We start from the raw sequence: 17,890 nt of genomic DNA on the forward strand, positions 1-17,890 counted from the left end.
CCAAATCCGACATCAGCGATCAGACATCAGCCATATTAAACCGCATTCCTTAGCAGCCTTGTCCACGTGGTTTTAGTGTGTTCAAAGTCCTGGAAGTGTTTGGTAACCAGCTTGCGGTATTTGTCGAACTCGGTGAGTATTTTATGGAACTCTTCGGTTTTAAAGTATTGGCAGAGTTTGGGGATGGTAACTTGCAGGTTGGTTTTCATGGTTTCCATGGTGGTTTCGAAATAGGAGCGGTCGGTTATATATACTAGTAGTGGTTTGTAACGTACCCAACCGATAGCTGCATTCACAAAACGCATCAGCACTTCACGTGTGTTGTTTTCAACGGGTTTAAGTTCTACGGGTAGTACACCGTTTAATAAATTATTGTACATAGAAAAACCATCATGAAAAGTATAACAGGGTACTTTCACGACTTTTAGTTTGCTCAATGCGGTGCTCATAAAACTATCTTCGCCCCTGGCTCCTGGTGGATTGTAGAAAGGTGGAAAATCGCGGTAGTTCTTTAAATTGAAACAAAGGTTAGCTCCGGAAATAAATTTCATGCCATGCTGTTCAGTCACTTCATAGGCATAAGCGTTGTTTAGTATTTGCTCGTCTGCATAAGTAACACCCTTTTGCTGAATAGTTACCTGTTTCATTTTATCCCAGGTAATGATATCGTTACTTAGCGCTTCAATAAACATCCTGAAATCATTTTCCGAAAGTAAATTATTGAATTCGATAAAAGGAATGGGAGAGATATACCCACAGTGAAGTCCATGGGTTATGTCGGCGTCGTCGTTATATTTTAAATGGGTACTGAGAATGCTTTGTCCCATCCATAATAAATTATCCTGTTTGTTTTTATAACTAGCCAGGGGATATTCATCATCATCAATGAATAGTAGTTTATCCATTTTAAGTTTGATGGCGAAATAGGTTACAATATTTCTCTTCTTGGCATAACCTTCTCCAAAAAGCAGTTGACAATCTTTTTCGTCGATGGTATTATCGGTATCAACCAGCATTTGTATTTCATTCTTTACTTCATTCACACCGTAGAAATGAATTGAAGCAACGGTTTCCTGTAGTTCAGCAGGCACATTTTTATAATCGTTGGTATTGGTATTTTTATAACGTAAGTCATAACAAACCAATACATGAATACGCACTTTAGTGTTCTTGAGTAACCCATGTTCAATCCAATTATTGATATAGGTTTTTAATACATTTTGAAAGAGCAACCGACCAGTAACAAACCCAATGCCGATATTAACTACTTTGGAATCATTCATAATTAAGCATTTTAGGTAGTATACTGATTATTTGAGAAAGAGGCAAAAAAGATTATATGGCTGATGTCTGATGGCTAAAGTCGGATATGAATTGAGAGATGTCAGATTTCGGTTGGGAGGCATGGAACGCGGATTATCATGATCGACCTTTATAATCTGTGAATCAATGGCTTAATCATTTTTATTGCCACTGAAAACACAGAAAAATCACAGTAATTGAACGACTATTCTGAGACCCTCTGAGCACTCAGTGGCAATAAAATTTGCTAATACAAATAATTACAAAAGAAAAAATCTGACATCTGCCATCTACCATCCAACAATGCTCATTTTATTTTTCTATCTTGTTAGTCCGCAACTACTTACAATACATGCATATGAAAAAACTAACAATTTTATTATCTAGCCTATTGCTGGTAATTACCTCTTTTGCGCAGGATACTGCTGCTATTTACCTTAAACTTCAGGAAATTGCCATCATAGACCAGAAAGTGATGATGCCCATGCGCGATGGCATTCGACTGGCTACCGATATCTATCGACCCAAAGGCAACCAGAAAGTGCCCATTGTGTTTTCCAAAACACCTTATCAATTCAATACCTGGGTAGATGGTAAAATGACCACCCGCACCATGGAAGAAGCATACAATGCTGTTTCGCGTGGATATGCTTATGTGGTACAAAATGAAAGGGGCCGTTATTTCTCCGAAGGCGAATGGGATATACTAGGCGCACCCATTACTGATGGTTACGATGCATTTACCTGGATGAGTAAACAGCCCTGGAGTAATGGTAAAATAGGTGTGATCGGTTGTTCATCAACTGCGGAATGGCAGATGGCTGTAGCATCTCAAAACCATCCGGCACTGGCAGCCATGGTGGCACAGGGTTTTGGCGCCGGGGTAGGCCGTGTAGGTAAATTCATGGAACAGGGTAACTGGTACCGTGGCGGTGCTCAACAAATGTTGTTTACTGCATGGCTCTATGGTACACAGAACGATAAATTCAAACCCACATTCCCCAAAAATATTCAGCAAAAAGATTTACAACGTTTACAACGCTTCTATGATATGGCTACAGAAGCGCCAAGGGTTGATTGGGCCGTAGGACTTCGTCACCTGCCGGTACAGGATATCATTAAAAATGTTAAGGGCTCTGAAGGTGTTTATGAAGATATGATCCGTCGTAAACCCAACGACCCTAAATGGTTTAAGGGTGGACTATACCACGATAACATGCCGTTGAATGTACCTGCCTACTGGTTTGTATCCTGGTACGACGTATCATCGGCTCCCAATATTGCCCTGTTTAACCATGTACGCAATAGCGCAAAAAACAAAGCTATTGCCGATAACCAATACCTGGTTATTGCACCGGTATTACACTGCTCTTACAAACGTGCTACCGAAAATACTATTGTAGGAGAAAGAAGCGTGGGTGATGCACGATTGAATTATGATGAACTTACCTGGGGTTGGTTCGATATGTTGTTGAAAGGAGAGAAAAACGATTTCAAAGAAAAAAATCCAAGGGTACGTTATTATACCATGGGTAGTAACAAATGGCAACAGTCTGAAACATTTCCACCAGCAGGCGCAGAGATGCAATCATTTTATTTAGCCAGTGGCGGTAAAGCAAATACACTTAACGGCGATGGACAGCTTATAAGCGCTGCTCCTAAAGAAGACAAACCCGATGCATTTCAATACGACCCGATGAATCCTGTTCCTTCTTATGGCGGTAATGTATGCTGCACCGGCAACGCAGTTCAAGGCGGATCATTTGATCAGTCGAAGATGGAACTGCGTGATGATATATTGGTTTACACTTCTGATGTGTTGAAAGAAGGTGTGGAGGTAACAGGTTTTATTGAATCTACTTTGTTTGTTTCATCTTCTGGTCCGGATACTGATATTACCTTGAAGTTGATTGATGTGCATCCCGATGGCAAAGCATACAACCTCGATGAAACCATCCAGCGCCTGCGTTACAGAGAAGGGTATGATAAAGAAGTTTTCATGGAAAAAGGCAAAGTATACAAAGTAGACCTCACTCCCATGGTAACCAGCAACTACTTCGCCGCCGGTCACCGCATACGCATAGAAGTTAGCAGCAGCAATTTCCCCCGCTTCGAAAGAAACATGAACACAGGAGGAAATAATTATGATGAAGCAACAGGAGTGAAAGTGGAGAATAAGATTCACCATTCAGAGAAGTATCCTTCGGTGATTAAGTTGCCGATGCAGAAGAAATAAGGAATAGGAAATAGGAAAGGATGGTAGATGTCAGATGGCAGATATCAGATTTTTTTGAATTTTGAATTTTGAATTTTGAATTCAAATGTTGGTTGTAAAACAAAAAAGCTTTCGACATTAAACCATCTACGCAAATAAAACCTATACCAGTCCCTGCGGACGGGCCTCATTGGGGTCGGTGTCGAGCGAAGCGATGACAGATCAGATTATGCGAAGCTAATCTGATCAGAGGCCAATGCAGCCCGGTAGTAGGGACGAGGCCATGCGGCCTGAGTAAAAAGTATATCGAATAAAGCGAGCATATATTTTGTAGAACTACAAGCATAAAAAATAAACCATCTAAGCGAATAAAACTCATACCAGTCCCTGCGGCCTGAGTAAAAAAAGTTTCAATTAAAACGAGCTTATAGTTTGTATAAAAAAACGGGAGTAACCAACTACTCCCGTTTTGTTTTATCAAACAAAATATCATCGATAGATTCTTTATCTTCAAGGTTCAAACCACGCTATATGAAACCGACCATGTTCCGTTCAATTCTATGCATTGTATTATCAACCCTATTAATTACCATCTCTGCATTTTCTGATAAAAATATTGCCGCAGAAAACGACCAGGCCATTATTGGTCGCTGGGATCTTACCGTAAATATGGGCGATCGTATTGCACCATCCTGGTTGGAGGTGAAACTATCGGGGATTCAAACATTGGTAGGGCAATTTGTTGCCGATGGCGGTAGTGCAAGACCTATTGCTCAGGTGAAAGTGAAAGAAGGAAAAATAACTTTTTCTATACCTGCACAGTGGGAGCGTACAGATAAGGAAATGGTATTTGAAGCTACGCTCGAAAACGACCAACTCAAAGGAACTATTTATGCCAGCAATGGTAGAACCTATACATTCACCGGTGAGCGAGCACCTCTGTTAAAAAGAACAGCCCCTGTTAGTTGGGGTAAACCCATTCACCTGCTCAACAAAACCAATTTAGATGGTTGGGTTGCTCAAGGACGCAATAATCAATGGCAAAATATCAATGGCGTGCTTACCAGCCCCAAATCGGGCAGCAACCTGATGACCGTTGAAAAATTCAACGATTTCAAATTACATGTAGAACTACGTTATCCTGCAGGAAGTAATAGCGGCGTGTATTTGCGCGGCAGGTATGAAGTGCAGGTAGAAGATAATGCAGGTAAAGAACCATCATCTACTTATTTCGGCGGTATATATGGTTTTCTTACACCAAACGAAATGGCAGCCAAACCAGCAGGTGAGTGGCAAAGTTTTGATATAACCCTTATAGGAAGAAGGGTAACCGTAGTAGCAAATGGTAAAGCCATTATTGTAGACCAGATTATCCCCGGTATTACAGGAGGAGCAATCGATAGTAAAGAAGGAGAACCGGGTCCAATTTTGTTACAAGGTGATCATGGTCCTGTAGAGTATAGAAATATTATTATTACGCCGGCTAGATAGTCCGCAAGTCCGAGAGTCCGGGGTCCGGAAGATAAGAGGTCTTTATGACTAAATTGATTTCTGTGCACTCAGTGGCAATTAGCCACCAGCGATCCATCTTTCGGACTTTCCGACATCCGGACTTTCGGTCTAAAATAAAACCGTATGCATAAAAAACTCGCTCTCTGGTCCATCACCGTGGGTTTGGGTGGACTTCTATTCGGTCTCGATGTTGCTGTAATCTCCGGAGCGGAACAAGCTATTCAACAGTTATGGAACCTTAGTGATTGGATGCATGGAACGGCCATAGCCATGGCATTGTACGGAACAGTAGTGGGTGCAGCAATGGGTAATATTCCCGCCAATAAAATAGGCAGAAAGAAAACCTTGTTTTGGATTGGTATACTCTTTCTCATTACTTCTATCGGTGCAGCACTATCGATGGATGTATACAGCTTTATGTTTTTTCGTTTTGTGAGTGGGTTGAGTATCGGCGCTTCATCAGTTGTGGCACCAGTGTATATTTCAGAGATCGCCCCACCCAAATACCGTGGCCGCATGGTAATTTCCTTTCAGTTGAATGTGGTAGCTGGTATATTGCTGGCGTATTTATCCAATTATCTTTTACAAGGTACAGGCGGCGCAGAAGACTGGCGATGGATGCTTGGTGTAGTTGCCATTCCTTCTTTGTTGTTTTCTGTGTTGATGCTGTTTACACCAGAATCACCACGTTGGTTGGTATTGTATAAAAACGATGCTACTGCGGCGAAAAAGGTTTTATCCATTACAGGCGAAGCCACCGATGAAATGATTGAAACCATCCGCAAATCGGTATCTGGCGTAAAAGAAAAACTCTTCTCCAAAAAATATGCAAGACCATTAATACTTGCATTTCTCATAGCTTTCTTTAACCAGCTCTCTGGTATCAATGCTATTATCTATTTTGCTCCAAAGGTTTTTGAAATGGCTGGTATTGAAAGAAACGGCGCTTTGCTATCAAGTGTAGGTATTGGAGCTGTTAATTTCATTTTCACCTTAACCGGCTGGTACCTGATTGATCGGTTTGGAAGAAAGGCATTGATGTACCTCGGTTCAATCGGATATATTGTATCCTTATCGCTGATAGCATTTGCATTCAGCAGTGGTAATAGTTCCATGATCGTTTATTATGTATTCCTGTTTATTGCGGCGCATGCTGTAGGACAAGGTGCTGTGATCTGGGTGTTTTTATCTGAACTGTTTCCAAATGCGGTGAGGGCGAGTGGTACTTCTTTCGGGTGTTTAACCCATTGGGTGTTTGCAGCTTTGGTAGCTCAGGTATTTCCCTTTTTCGCTGCCAATGTACCCGGCGCATACATCTTCGGGTTCTTTGCCTTCATGATGGTTTTACAACTGCTGTATGTATGGAAAATGATGCCAGAAACAAAAGGGGTGGCACTGGAAGACATGGAACAGCAGATAGTTTTACATTAATGTTTGAACAAGCTGGTCTTTTTATTGTTTATAGCTAAACAAACCGGCATTATGTTAAACAGACTGGCACAGCTATTATTATTCACGGCGTTTTTATACACCGGCTCTTTCGCGCAAACTACCCAACAGGGGATACTTTCGGGAACTATTACCGATAAAAACTCCCAACGCCCCCTTAATGCAGCAACCGTACAGCTTAGTCCGGCTGGAGTTACCGTTATTTCAGATAGCACCGGTCTTTTTCGCTTTACCAGTTTAACTCCCGGCACTTATAACCTCACCATTAATTGTTTAGGATATAAATCCGTATTGCTCACCAACCTATTGGTCACCAATGGTAATATCAACGTACTCAGCGTTGAAATGGAACCAACCAGTTCTATACTGGCAGATGTAACTGTAACCAGTAGAAGAAATACGGTTCGTGCAGCGAGTATTGAAACACCTCTGAGTGTACAGAGAATGACGATAGAAGAAATTAAAAGAAACCCCGGGGGTAATTTTGATGTAAGCAAAGTAGTACAATCGCTCCCCGGTGTTGGCGGAGGTGTTGGTGGAGGAGGTTTCAGAAATGATATCATCATACGTGGTGGAGCACCTAACGAGAATGTGTATTACCTGGATGGAATAGAGATTCCCCTGATCAACCATTTTGGTACACAGGGAAGCGGCGGTGGGCCGCAGGGTATACTGAACGCCAATTTTATTGAAGAAGTAAAATTGAGTTCAAGTGCATTTGACGCCCGATATGATAATGTGCTGAGTGGAGTTCTGCAATTCAAACAAAAAACAGGCAACAGCACACGTACACAGGGTAATGTTATACTCAGCGCAACTGAACTGGCCTTAACGGCTGATGGACCATTGAGCAGCAAAACCACTTATCTCGCTTCGATCAGAAGAAGCTATTTGCAGTTGTTATTTCAGGCAATTGATCTCCCTATCAGACCTAATTATTGGGATCTTCAATTTAAAACCACTACAAGAATTAATCCGACCACCACACTTAGCTTTCTTGGCTTAGGTGCCATCGATGAATTCAGGTTTGCTGCTCCTAAGAAGGCAACGCCAGAGAAATTGTATGTGATCAACAGCAATCCAATCATCAACCAATGGAATTATACATTCGGTATGAGTTTGAAAAAGCTAACCAATAAGGGATATTGGAATTTGGCATTGAGCAGGAATACGCTTAATAATAATGTAGAGAAATTTGAAGACAATGAAAATCTAACTCCTGCTACACAAACTTTATACACAGATAGCAGGGAAACAGAAAACAAATTACGTTTTGATGTTACAACTAACACGAAGAACTGGAAAATAAGTTATGGCGCTGTGCTGCAGTATGTTGATTTTGTAAATCGTTTTGAAAACCTTTATCGCAAAGAACTACGCGATCAGAATGGTAATATCATTCAGCCTGCAGTAAGGATCAATGCCAATAGTAATATTGATTTTGTACGTTATGGTTTATTTCTCCAGGCAGGAAGAAAATTGGCACAAGACAAACTGGCCTTTAGTGCCGGTATCAGAATGGATGGAAATAGTTTGGGGAATAGTGAATCGAATCCGCTTAAACAAATATCACCACGTATCTCATTTAGTTATGCAATGGCCGATAAGTGGAACCTTAATTTGAGTGTAGGATCATATTATAAACTGCCATCTTATACACAACTTGCATTTGTGCAGGCAGGGGTTAGCAATTCAGGAAATTATATTCATGCCAATCATTATACTGCTGGCATAGAATACCTTCCTTCCACAAGTTTCCGACTAACCCTGGAAGGTTTTTATAAACGATATAACCAATATCCGGTAAGTATAACAGATGGAATAAGTCTGGCAAACAAAGGAACAGAGTTTGGTAGTATAGGTAATGAAGCAGTGAATCAAATGGGTAAGGGAAAAGCGTATGGAATGGAATTGTTTATGCAAAAAAAACTCACCAAACGCTTCTTCGGAATACTTAGTTATACCTTATATAAATCAGCATTTACCAATAGTGCAAATGTTTATTTGCCTGCAGCCTGGGACAATGGCCAACTATTAAGTATTACCATGGGATACAAACTTCCACGTAATTGGGAGCTAGGTTTAAAATTTCGATACCAGGGAGCAGCTCCTTTAACACCATTTGATCTGGCGGCATCTCAACTAAATTATTTAAGTCTGGGTACAGGTGTGTTGGATTATACAAAATTCAATTCTAACAGATTACCTTCCTTCCATGCAAGTGATATCCGTATCGATAAAAAATGGAACTATAAAAAAACCACCCTTAATCTTTTTCTTGATATAACAAATTGGTATGGTGCTAAAGTGAGTGGTGTTCCACAATATACTTTTCAGCGAACTGCAGATAATAAGGCGTTCGTAACCACCAATGGACAACCCATAGCGGCGAATGGGAGCAATGCCATTCCATTAATATTGTCTAACGCAGATGTTCAGGTAACACCTACCTTTGGATTAATCATTGAATTCTAACTCCCGAATCAGAGGTGATGCATTAAACCAAAAAAGGTAATTAGGGTCAAAAAGGTGCATTTATGAAAAACCACCTGCTAATCATATCCTGTGTCCTGGTACTGTATTCTTGTAAGAAATCAGCACCTGTTGATCCTATTAGCTCAACTTCTTCATTGTATTTTCCTCCCAGTACTGGTTCAGAGTGGCAATCGGTAACACCCGCCAGTCTTAAATGGAACGAAACCGGATTGAATGATGTGTATAGTTACCTGCAACAGAAAAACACAAAAGCATTTATCATCTTAAAAAATGGGAAGATAGTTACTGAAAAATATTTTGGCAGTTTTACTGCAGACAGCAATTGGTATTGGGCCTCTGCAGGTAAAACCATGACAGCTTTTTTAACTGGCATTGCACAGGAGCAGGGTAAGCTGAATATTAATAATAAAACATCACAGTATATCGGTACCGGATGGACATCCCTTCCCCTTGAAAAAGAAAACCTTATTACCGTTAAGCACCAGCTAACCATGACATCAGGTTTAGACGATGGTGTTGGAGATGTGGATTGTACATTACCATCCTGCTTGCAATACAAGGCAGATGCTGGTACAAGATGGGCCTACCATAATGCCGCATATACATTACTTGATAAGGTAATTGAATCTGCTACCAACACTAATTTCAACACCTATTTCCAGCAAAAGATCAGGGATAGAATTGGTATGAATGGGTTATGGTTAAGAGTAGGATATAATAATGTGTATTACAGTACGGCAAGAAGCATGGCGCGTTTTGGATTGCTTCTGCTGGCGAAAGGTAAATGGGATGCAATAACGGTATTAGGAGATACAAACTATATTAAAACCCAGACTATGAGCTCTCAGAGTCTGAATCCTTCTTATGGTTACCTTACCTGGCTCAATGGCAAAGGTTATTATATGCTGCCCACTGTTCAGTTTTTGTTTACGGGCAACCTTATGCCAAATGCACCTACAGATTTATACGCCGCTCTTGGTAAAAATGACCAGAAAATTTATGTAGTACCTTCTCAACAACTGGTTGTTATTAGAATGGGTGAATCTGCCGGACAAACACAACTTGCAGTTTCCAGTTTTGACAATGAATTATGGGGTAAACTAAAAATAGCGGGTGTTTTTTAGTGCTTATAAGCAATCCAAATCAGGTCGCCTTTTTGAATACCTGACTTATCGGTATGAATAATCAGCGACTGTTCGCCATTGCTTACAGTAACAGACCAGTAAGCGCCGCAGAATAATACCTGCGTAACCACACAATCAACAGCATTTTCATGTGTATCGGACAATAATAACTGCTCAGGCCTTATAAATCTGTTCACCGTTTTATTGTTCAACTCCCATTTGAGGTGAAAGTTATGGTGATTCATTTTTATTAAGTTATATGGTCCGAATAATCCGGCAACATATTCATTGGCGGGTTGCAGGTAAATTTGTTGTGGTGTATCGTGCTGCATTAATACTCCATCTTTCAATACCATTATTTCATCGGCCCAGCTAAGTGTATCAACCGGATCATGTGAAACCATGATACAAGTAATTTTCAACTGCTCACTTATAGCATGAATAACGGCATTGATGTTTTTTTTCTGTGGAAGGTCGAGGTTAGAGAATGGTTCATCCAGCAATAATAATTGTGGAACACCAACCAGCAATTTGGCCAGTGCCACCCTTTGTCTTTCGCCACCCGATAATTCATCGTTTTTACGATTCATCAGGTGACTTACTTTACATACCTGGTATAATTGAGCGGCCGATTCAGGAGTCAACAGGTTTTTATAACTTAATAATTCGTGTACCTTATAATTATTACGAAGTTCAAAATCCTGCGACAGATAAGCAATGCCATTATGACCAGGCAACAGTGTTACCGGCGGACTCCATACCCTTTCACCATTAAACAATATTTTACCGGAGTCGGGGGCAATATGTCCGCCAATCATTTTCAATAAAGTACTCTTACCCGATCCTGTTTCACCAACGATCGCTAGTTTTTTTCCGGCCACTAACCGAAAACTAACCGGATGTAAAATGAGGTTACCAGATTGGGTCTTTGAAATACCCTCAACAACTAATAATGGTGAATGCTCCATGAACGCCGTGAAAGTAAATAAACTTTGGGAACAGAGGAAGAAAGAAACAGATGAACAGAAGAATTTCGAATATCCAACTTCGAAGTTGAAAATTTCTCTGTTCTGCTGTTGGATATTACAACGCGTGTGTGGCTCTTTGCAGGCGATCATTGATAGATCTGCCAAGTCCTTTATCAGGAAAACGTTCGGCTATGATGAGGTCTAAATTCTGTTGATCGAGCCTGTGCATGGCTGCATATAGGTTTGAGGCGGCTTCTTCTAATGAACTTTTATGCGAGAGAATTTCTTTGGTGTTTGCCTGTAAATCAGATGAACTATCAGAAAATAAAAGTAGCCCGATTTTTTTAGAAGGGTAGTTGTTCAAAGTTTCTTTTACATCCTCAGTAAGAATAGTTTTTGTTTTTGGGGCATAATGCCTGAGTAACATACCTGGTGCATCTGGTGTTTGTTCATCTTTAATCCATTCCTGTAATGGACCTGTGATTGGCATAATATCTTCAATGGCCAGAGATCCGTAGCGATAAATAACAGCGCCATCTGTATTGAATCCGATAATGGTAGATTCGATACCGCTTGTACAAGGTCCGCCATCGAGTATATAAGGAAAATCGTTTTTAAAATATCCTGCTACATGATCTGCAGTAGTGGGGCTGATGCTGCCAAAAGGATTAGCACTGGGGGCAGCAAGGGGAAAAGATAAATGATTTAATAAAGACAATGTAACCGAGTGATTGGGAACACGAACAGCTACGGTGGACTTACCCGCAGTAATCAGGTCGGGCACCGAATTTTTTTTCGGTAACAAAAGAGTTAGCGGTCCCGGCCAGAAATGATCGGCCAGTTTTTTGGCCATCACAGGAATTTCTGCTGCCACTTCATCCAATGCCTGTACACCTGGCAGATGAACAATCAGAGGATTGAATAAAGGTCTTTGCTTTATACGGAAAATGCTGTGAATAGCTTTATCACTATAAATATTACCTGCCAGTCCATACACTGTTTCGGTGGGTATAGCAGCTACTTCTTCTTTCTCTAAGCTTTCTGCTACCAGGTTAATATTTTGTGTAATTATCGGCATTTGTGTTGCGGCTACAAGCTTCAGGCCGCAAGCTACAAGCTTTTTTTTATGTATGATGCTTTACCTGAATACGGCTCTGCAAAAGCCTGATAAAAATCATATATGCCTGTGATTTCAGTCACGGGAATGGTGCATACAGGGTATTACTTTAGCAAAAACCCTTAGTCATGACACAACATTTTTCGATTCTTATTGTAGGTGGAGGAAACGCTGGTATTTCTGTTGCAGCCCAACTGTTATTAAAAGATGCTAAACTAAATATTGGCATTATAGAGCCATCAGTTAAACATTATTATCAGCCTGCCTGGACACTTGTAGGTGGTGGAGTGTATGATATTAAGAAAACTGTTCGTCCTGAAAAATCGGTTATACCTGAGGGTGCTGTTTGGGTACAGGACAGGGTAACCATGTTGAAACCGGCAGAAAATAAACTTCATTGTGAAACTGGTAATGAATACAGCTACGACTACCTGGTACTCGCTCCGGGTATACAGTTAAACTGGTCTGCTGTTCAGGGGTTAAAAGAAACGCTGGGTAAAAATGGTGTGTGCAGTAACTATGCTTTTGATCAAGCCCCATACACTTACGAAGCATTGCAACAGGTTGAGCCCGGTAATACTGTTTTATTTACCAGTCCGGCTACACCAGTAAAATGTGGGGGTGCTCCACAGAAAATTATGTACCTGGCAGCAGACCTGTTCCGAAAACGAGGTATATTAAAACAGGTACAGGTTGAATTTGTATCGGGTGGGGGTGTAATTTTTGGCGTAGAGAAATATGCAAAAGCATTGATGAAGCTTATAAGGGGTTATAACATAAAGCTAAACTTCAAACATGACCTCATAGCGATTGACGGTGAAAAAAAGCTGGCTACCTTTAAACTAATGGAGGGACTGGGCGGACAAACCATCACCAAGAAATTTGATGTGATTCATGTAACACCACCACAGTCTGCACCTGATTTTATTCGAAACAGTGCTGTTGCGAATGCTGGGGGATGGATAGATGTAGACGCATATTCGTTACAGCATAATAAGTTTCCAAATGTATTTGGTATTGGTGATGCCATAGGCACAAGCAATGCCAAAACCGGTGCTGCTGTAAGGAAGCAAGCGCCAGTGCTTGTTGTAAATCTTTTGAACCTCCTGAACAAACAACCCATGCTGGCAAAGTATAATGGCTATGGTAGTTGTCCGCTTATTGCAGGTTATGGAAAACTGATTCTTGCAGAATTCGGTTACGACAATAAAATAATGGAAACATTCCCCTTCGACCAGTCAAAACCAAGATGGAGCATGTGGATACTCAAAAAATACATTCTACCGTGGATGTATTGGCATAAGATACTTAAAGGGAAAGCTTAGGGAACAGAGAAATATGAAATAAGAAATAAGGAATGAGAAAGTGAATGCTCACTTTGGATATTCCGATGTTTCTCTGTTCCCTTGTTTTACAGATGTAACACGCTGTTATTTGAGCCGTATACGTTTTCTACCTCGCCGTCGGCTTCGGGTTCGTTGATCCATTCGGTTTCATTGAGTAGATAGCGGAACTCGTGTTGTGTTGATTTCGGTAATTGTATTTCTGCGGTGAAGCTGCCGTCTTTTTTCTTTTTCATCGGAACGGGATTGTTCCAGTCGCCATTAAGTCCGAGGATAGAAGCCGTTTCTTTATCCTGTATATCCAGGTTGAATTTTACTTTGCAGTAGTCTTTTGTTTTGTAGATGGTTTTTTGAATCATTGTTGGTTGGTTTGCTTGCCCTTAATACCAAATGATGGTAAAAGTAACCCATGGGAGAGAAGCTTCAAGCCGCAAGCTGCAAGCCGCAAGCTGCAAGCTGCAAGTCATTGCTGTCCGGGGGAAATTGGCTTCAAGCTGCAGGCCGCAGGCTACAAGGTTTGAATTGTGCTTAATATAGACTTGCAGCTTGCAGCTTGCGGCTTGAAGCCTAAAACACGCAGCTTGCTTCACCCTGCCAGATACAAACCTTTCTCACAGGCGTATGCAACAAGTCCGGCGATGCTTTTTACTTTCATTTTATGCATGATGCGGGTTCGGTGGCCTTCAACGGTGCGTTGACTTATATGGAGGAGGCGGGCAACATCTTTGCTGGTAGAGCCTTCGCAGATAAGGGTGATGATGTCTTTTTCTCTTTCTGTAAAAACGACCAGGTGTTCGCGAAAGTCGGAATTGTATTTGGTAATCAGGTCATTCACCTGTTTACTGCTTTCAGGGCAGAAATAAGGGCGGTAATCATATACGGCTTCTATGGCTTCCAGTATTTCTTTCTTGCCAACGCTTTTGGTAAGGTAGCCGATGGCGCCGGCTTCCAGCATTTCCATGATATGGGTTTCATGGCTGAATACAGAAAGCGCAATGATGCGCTTGGTAATTTTCCTTTTGCAGATTTCCTTAACAGCCATAACCCCATCCATAATGGGCATGCATACATCTACAATAATTATATCAGGTTTAAGTTTGGTTGCGATGGTAACCAGCTCCGATCCATTGCATGCTTCACCAACAATATTAAGTGAACGAACTTCATCCAGGATCTTTCTTAATCCCTTTCGGAAAATAAGGTGATCATCGGCAATCACCACTTTAATTTTGTTGCGTTCCATAAGGCTGCATTAAGACAATGTGAAATAAATGCAGCTAATGCACCCAACTAATGTGGTAATTACTCTAAATATGGTGGTATCTACTCTTTTTTAGCAGGAAATAATGCCAGGTATCCGCTTATTTTGGAAGCTTAAATTTATGTAATAGTTCTTCAGGATTAAGTTCAAGTCCACGGGCAATACTGCATAAAGTAGTGAAGGCAATATTTACTTTTCCTTTCTCAATGCGCTGTAAATGACTGTATTCCATGTCGCATGCCAGGGCAAGCTGATGAATACTCAGCCCTTTTTCCTTCCTTATTTGTGTAAGGTGTTTACCAAAAGATACCAATAATATATCCCTGTCCATGCGCGAACAAGGTCAATTGAATTGAGAATTTATCTGGCGTATGATCGTATGCCGGTGTTAAATTTCTTTGTAACTTTATAGTAGAATTTCTATTATAACTATGTCTACGATACATATACCTGTAAAATCGACCCGAATTTCTAAAAAAGTATGGCATAAAATGTTGTACTCAATTGCCAGAGATATAGCCATTAATCAAAAAGCAAAGCTTTCTAAGACTACACCCTCTAAAAACAGCGACAAGCGTATTTAGTTTAACAAGCTATTCCAAAAACGGGTTAACTTATTCACCATAGCTTATCATACCCGCTCAACTGATTAACTTGCGCCCATGCAAGATTACCTGAATGGACTGAACGAACCCCAGCGAGAAGCGGTAACCCATATTAAAGGGCCACTTATGATTGTGGCAGGAGCTGGTAGCGGGAAAACAAAAGTGCTTACTACACGTATTGCCCACCTGATGAACCAGGGAGTGGATGCTTTCAATATTCTCGCCCTCACCTTTACCAATAAGGCCGCTGCGGAAATGAAAGAGCGTATTGAACGTATACTCGGAAATGCAGAAGCCAGGAATTTATATATCGGAACATTCCATAGCGTATTTGCACGCATCCTTAGGGCCGAAGCACACAGAATAGGATATCCCAACAGCTTTACCATCTATGATACCGACGATAGCCGCTCGGTGATAAAAACTGTTGTTAATGAACTAAATCTCGACGACAAACATTATAAACCCAATGTGGTAGGTAACCGCATTTCATCCGCTAAAAACGCATTGGTTGGTCCTGCAGAATATGCCACCGATTATTATATTCAACAGGAAGACATGCGGGCTAATCGTCCGGCAATAGCACAGATATACGCCGCTTATGCCAACCGCTGTTTTAAAAATGGCGCAATGGACTTTGATGACCTGCTCCTTAAGATGTATGAATTGCTGAAAAACTTCCCGGAAGTATTACATAAATACCAGCACAAATTTAAATACATATTAATCGATGAGTACCAGGATACAAACCCGGTGCAGTACCAGATTACCAAACTGCTGGCAGCAGTTCATGAAAATATTTGTGTGGTGGGCGATGATGCCCAAAGCATTTACAGCTTCAGGGGAGCTACTATCGAAAATATCTTACAGTTCCAGAAAGATTATGACGATGTAAAAGTGGTTAAGCTCGAACAAAATTATCGTAGCAGTCAGAATATCATACATGTAGCCAACGAAGTCATCAAAAATAATAAGGGACAAATACCTAAAAATCTTTGGACCGAAAATAAAGAGGGAGACAAAATTGTATTGGTGCGTACCATGACAGATAACGACGAAGGTCGTTTTGTGGCAGACTGTATACAGGAACAAAAGTTACGTTACCATTTTTACAATAAAGATTTCGCCATTTTATATCGCACCAACGCGCAAAGCCGTTCTTTTGAAGAAAGCCTTCGCCGAATGGGTATTCCCTATCGCATTTACGGAGGTGTAAGTTTCTACCAGCGAAAGGAAGTAAAAGATTTCATTGCATACCTGCGCGTAATTGCCAATACAAGAGATGAAGAAGCACTAAAGCGTATCATCAACTATCCTGTTCGTGGCATCGGGAAAACAACGATTGAAAAATGCGTGATAGCTGCCAATGAACAGAATATCTCCATGTATGAAGTGGTGTCAAGAGCCGGTGAATTTGGTTTTAAAGCAGGCACACTTGAAGCACTGCAGAATTTCACCACCATGATTCGCTATTTCCAAAGTATGCTAACCAGTACAAATGCTTATGAAGTGGCTGTACAGGTAGGGAAACATACAAACCTGGTAAAGGAACTCTTTAACGATAAAACAACCGAAGGATTAGCACGCTACGAAAACATCCAGGAATTACTGAACTCCATTAAAGAATGGACCGAAAGTCCGAGTAATGAAGATGGTGAATTGGGCGATAAATCACTGGGCTCATACCTGCAACAAATTACCCTGCTTACGGATGCAGATGACGACAAAGGTGAACAGGATGCGGTAAAAATGATGACGATACATGCTGCTAAAGGACTAGAATTTGAATGTGTGTATGTAGGTGGGGTGGAGGAAACATTATTTCCCAGTGGTATGTCGATCAATACACGCGAAGAACTGGAAGAAGAACGAAGATTATTTTATGTAGCTGTTACCCGGGCCAAACAAAAACTTTGGCTCACATATGCCAATGCACGGTATCGTTTTGGCCAGTTGGTACAGAATGAACCAAGCAGGTTTATTGAAGAAATGCCCGAACAATATATCGACAAAACCTATGCAGGCGGAGGTGCAAGAAACAATGCGGGCAGCGATATGGGCAGTGCATTTGAAAGGATGCAACGTGGCTTTGGTTACGGAAACGGAAATGCTGCAGCGGCAGAGAGAAAATATGGTCCACCACCAAGTCGTAAACCATCATCAAAACCAGAATACCTTCCCATACAGCCGGTAACACCTAAAGTAGTGGCACATGTACCATCGGCTGATTTTGTGGCAAGCGATACCTCACAATTACAGGCCGGACAAAAAGTGGAACACCAGAAATTTGGCTTTGGAACCGTATCAAGTGTGGAAGGCTCGGCACACAACCCCGTGGCTACTATTCAGTTTGAAAAAAACGGTGAGAAGAAGATTATGTTGAATTATGCGAAGCTGCGAATTGTGTGAGAACAGAGAAATAAGGAACATGAAATAAGAAATCTGAAAGTAATTTGCCGTTCACTTTCTGATTTCTCTGTTCCTTATTTCTTATTCCT

General features: G+C 41.0%; 13 protein-coding genes and 1 pseudogene. 7 read left to right on the forward strand and 7 right to left on the reverse strand.

The window, feature by feature from the left end:
- Positions 1–35 precede the first annotated feature (35 nt).
- Positions 36–1,283: a hypothetical protein gene (locus tag ACH30E_RS02195; protein WP_490823469.1), complete on the reverse strand. Its 1,248-nt coding sequence runs from the start codon at positions 1,281–1,283 to the stop codon at positions 36–38.
- A 377-nt stretch (positions 1,284–1,660) separates the two neighbouring features.
- Here ACH30E_RS02195 and ACH30E_RS02200 point away from each other — a divergent pair, with 377 nt between their 5' ends.
- The 5 genes from ACH30E_RS02200 to ACH30E_RS02220 all read left to right on the forward strand — a co-directional run bounded on the left by ACH30E_RS02200 (position 1,661) and on the right by ACH30E_RS02220 (position 10,098).
- Positions 1,661–3,538: a CocE/NonD family hydrolase gene (locus ACH30E_RS02200; RefSeq protein ID WP_490823470.1), complete on the forward strand. Its 1,878-nt coding sequence runs from the start codon at positions 1,661–1,663 to the stop codon at positions 3,536–3,538.
- Between the two features lie 510 nt (positions 3,539–4,048).
- Positions 4,049–5,008, forward strand: coding sequence for a 3-keto-disaccharide hydrolase (locus ACH30E_RS02205; protein ID WP_490823471.1), 960 nt, complete (start codon positions 4,049–4,051; stop codon positions 5,006–5,008).
- Between the two features lie 144 nt (positions 5,009–5,152).
- Positions 5,153–6,460, forward strand: a complete 1,308-nt coding sequence (locus ACH30E_RS02210; RefSeq protein ID WP_490823473.1) for a sugar porter family MFS transporter — start codon at positions 5,153–5,155, stop codon at positions 6,458–6,460.
- Positions 6,461–6,511: 51 nt separating this feature from the next.
- On the forward strand, positions 6,512–8,953 hold the full coding sequence (locus ACH30E_RS02215; protein WP_490823475.1) for a TonB-dependent receptor: 2,442 nt from the start codon (positions 6,512–6,514) through the stop codon (positions 8,951–8,953).
- Between the two features lie 62 nt (positions 8,954–9,015).
- Complete coding sequence (locus ACH30E_RS02220; protein ID WP_490823476.1) at positions 9,016–10,098, forward strand: serine hydrolase domain-containing protein; 1,083 nt, start codon at positions 9,016–9,018, stop codon at positions 10,096–10,098.
- On the opposite strand, the gene ACH30E_RS02225 is transcribed toward ACH30E_RS02220, so the two are convergent.
- The 3 genes and pseudogenes from ACH30E_RS02225 to ACH30E_RS02235 form a co-directional block, all read right to left on the reverse strand.
- Positions 10,095–10,502 (reverse strand): TOBE domain-containing protein, encoded by a 408-nt coding sequence (locus ACH30E_RS02225; protein ID WP_490823932.1) that lies wholly within the window; start codon positions 10,500–10,502, stop codon positions 10,095–10,097. The genes ACH30E_RS02220 and ACH30E_RS02225 overlap by 4 nt on opposite strands.
- Positions 10,503–10,571: 69 nt before the next feature.
- Positions 10,572–11,216, reverse strand: a pseudogene (locus tag ACH30E_RS02230) (ATP-binding cassette domain-containing protein); the annotation flags it as partial.
- Positions 11,182–12,144: an L-threonylcarbamoyladenylate synthase gene (locus ACH30E_RS02235; RefSeq protein ID WP_490823477.1), complete on the reverse strand. Its 963-nt coding sequence runs from the start codon at positions 12,142–12,144 to the stop codon at positions 11,182–11,184. The gene ACH30E_RS02235 and the pseudogene ACH30E_RS02230, both read right to left, overlap by 35 nt.
- 167 nt (positions 12,145–12,311) lie before the next feature.
- On the opposite strand from ACH30E_RS02235, the gene ACH30E_RS02240 reads away from it, so the two are divergent.
- Positions 12,312–13,508, forward strand: a complete 1,197-nt coding sequence (locus ACH30E_RS02240) for an NAD(P)/FAD-dependent oxidoreductase (protein ID WP_490823478.1) — start codon at positions 12,312–12,314, stop codon at positions 13,506–13,508.
- 86 nt (positions 13,509–13,594) lie between these two features.
- On the opposite strand, the gene ACH30E_RS02245 is transcribed toward ACH30E_RS02240, so the two are convergent.
- From ACH30E_RS02245 to ACH30E_RS02255, 3 genes are all read right to left on the reverse strand, one after another.
- Positions 13,595–13,885, reverse strand: a complete 291-nt coding sequence (locus ACH30E_RS02245) for an isoamylase early set domain-containing protein (protein WP_490823479.1) — start codon at positions 13,883–13,885, stop codon at positions 13,595–13,597.
- Between the two features lie 227 nt (positions 13,886–14,112).
- Positions 14,113–14,769 (reverse strand): response regulator, encoded by a 657-nt coding sequence (locus ACH30E_RS02250; protein ID WP_294997109.1) that lies wholly within the window; start codon positions 14,767–14,769, stop codon positions 14,113–14,115.
- A 118-nt stretch (positions 14,770–14,887) separates the two neighbouring features.
- Positions 14,888–15,118, reverse strand: coding sequence for a helix-turn-helix domain-containing protein (locus ACH30E_RS02255; RefSeq protein ID WP_490823480.1), 231 nt, complete (start codon positions 15,116–15,118; stop codon positions 14,888–14,890).
- Between the two features lie 331 nt (positions 15,119–15,449).
- Here ACH30E_RS02255 and ACH30E_RS02260 point away from each other — a divergent pair, with 331 nt between their 5' ends.
- The gene (locus tag ACH30E_RS02260) at positions 15,450–17,801 is read left to right on the forward strand and encodes an ATP-dependent helicase (RefSeq protein ID WP_294997105.1); all 2,352 of its coding nucleotides are present in this window, start codon (positions 15,450–15,452) and stop codon (positions 17,799–17,801) included.
- Positions 17,802–17,890 lie beyond the last annotated feature (89 nt).

The sequence above is a fragment of the Sediminibacterium sp. FW305-C-61 genome (genome assembly GCF_058231065.1).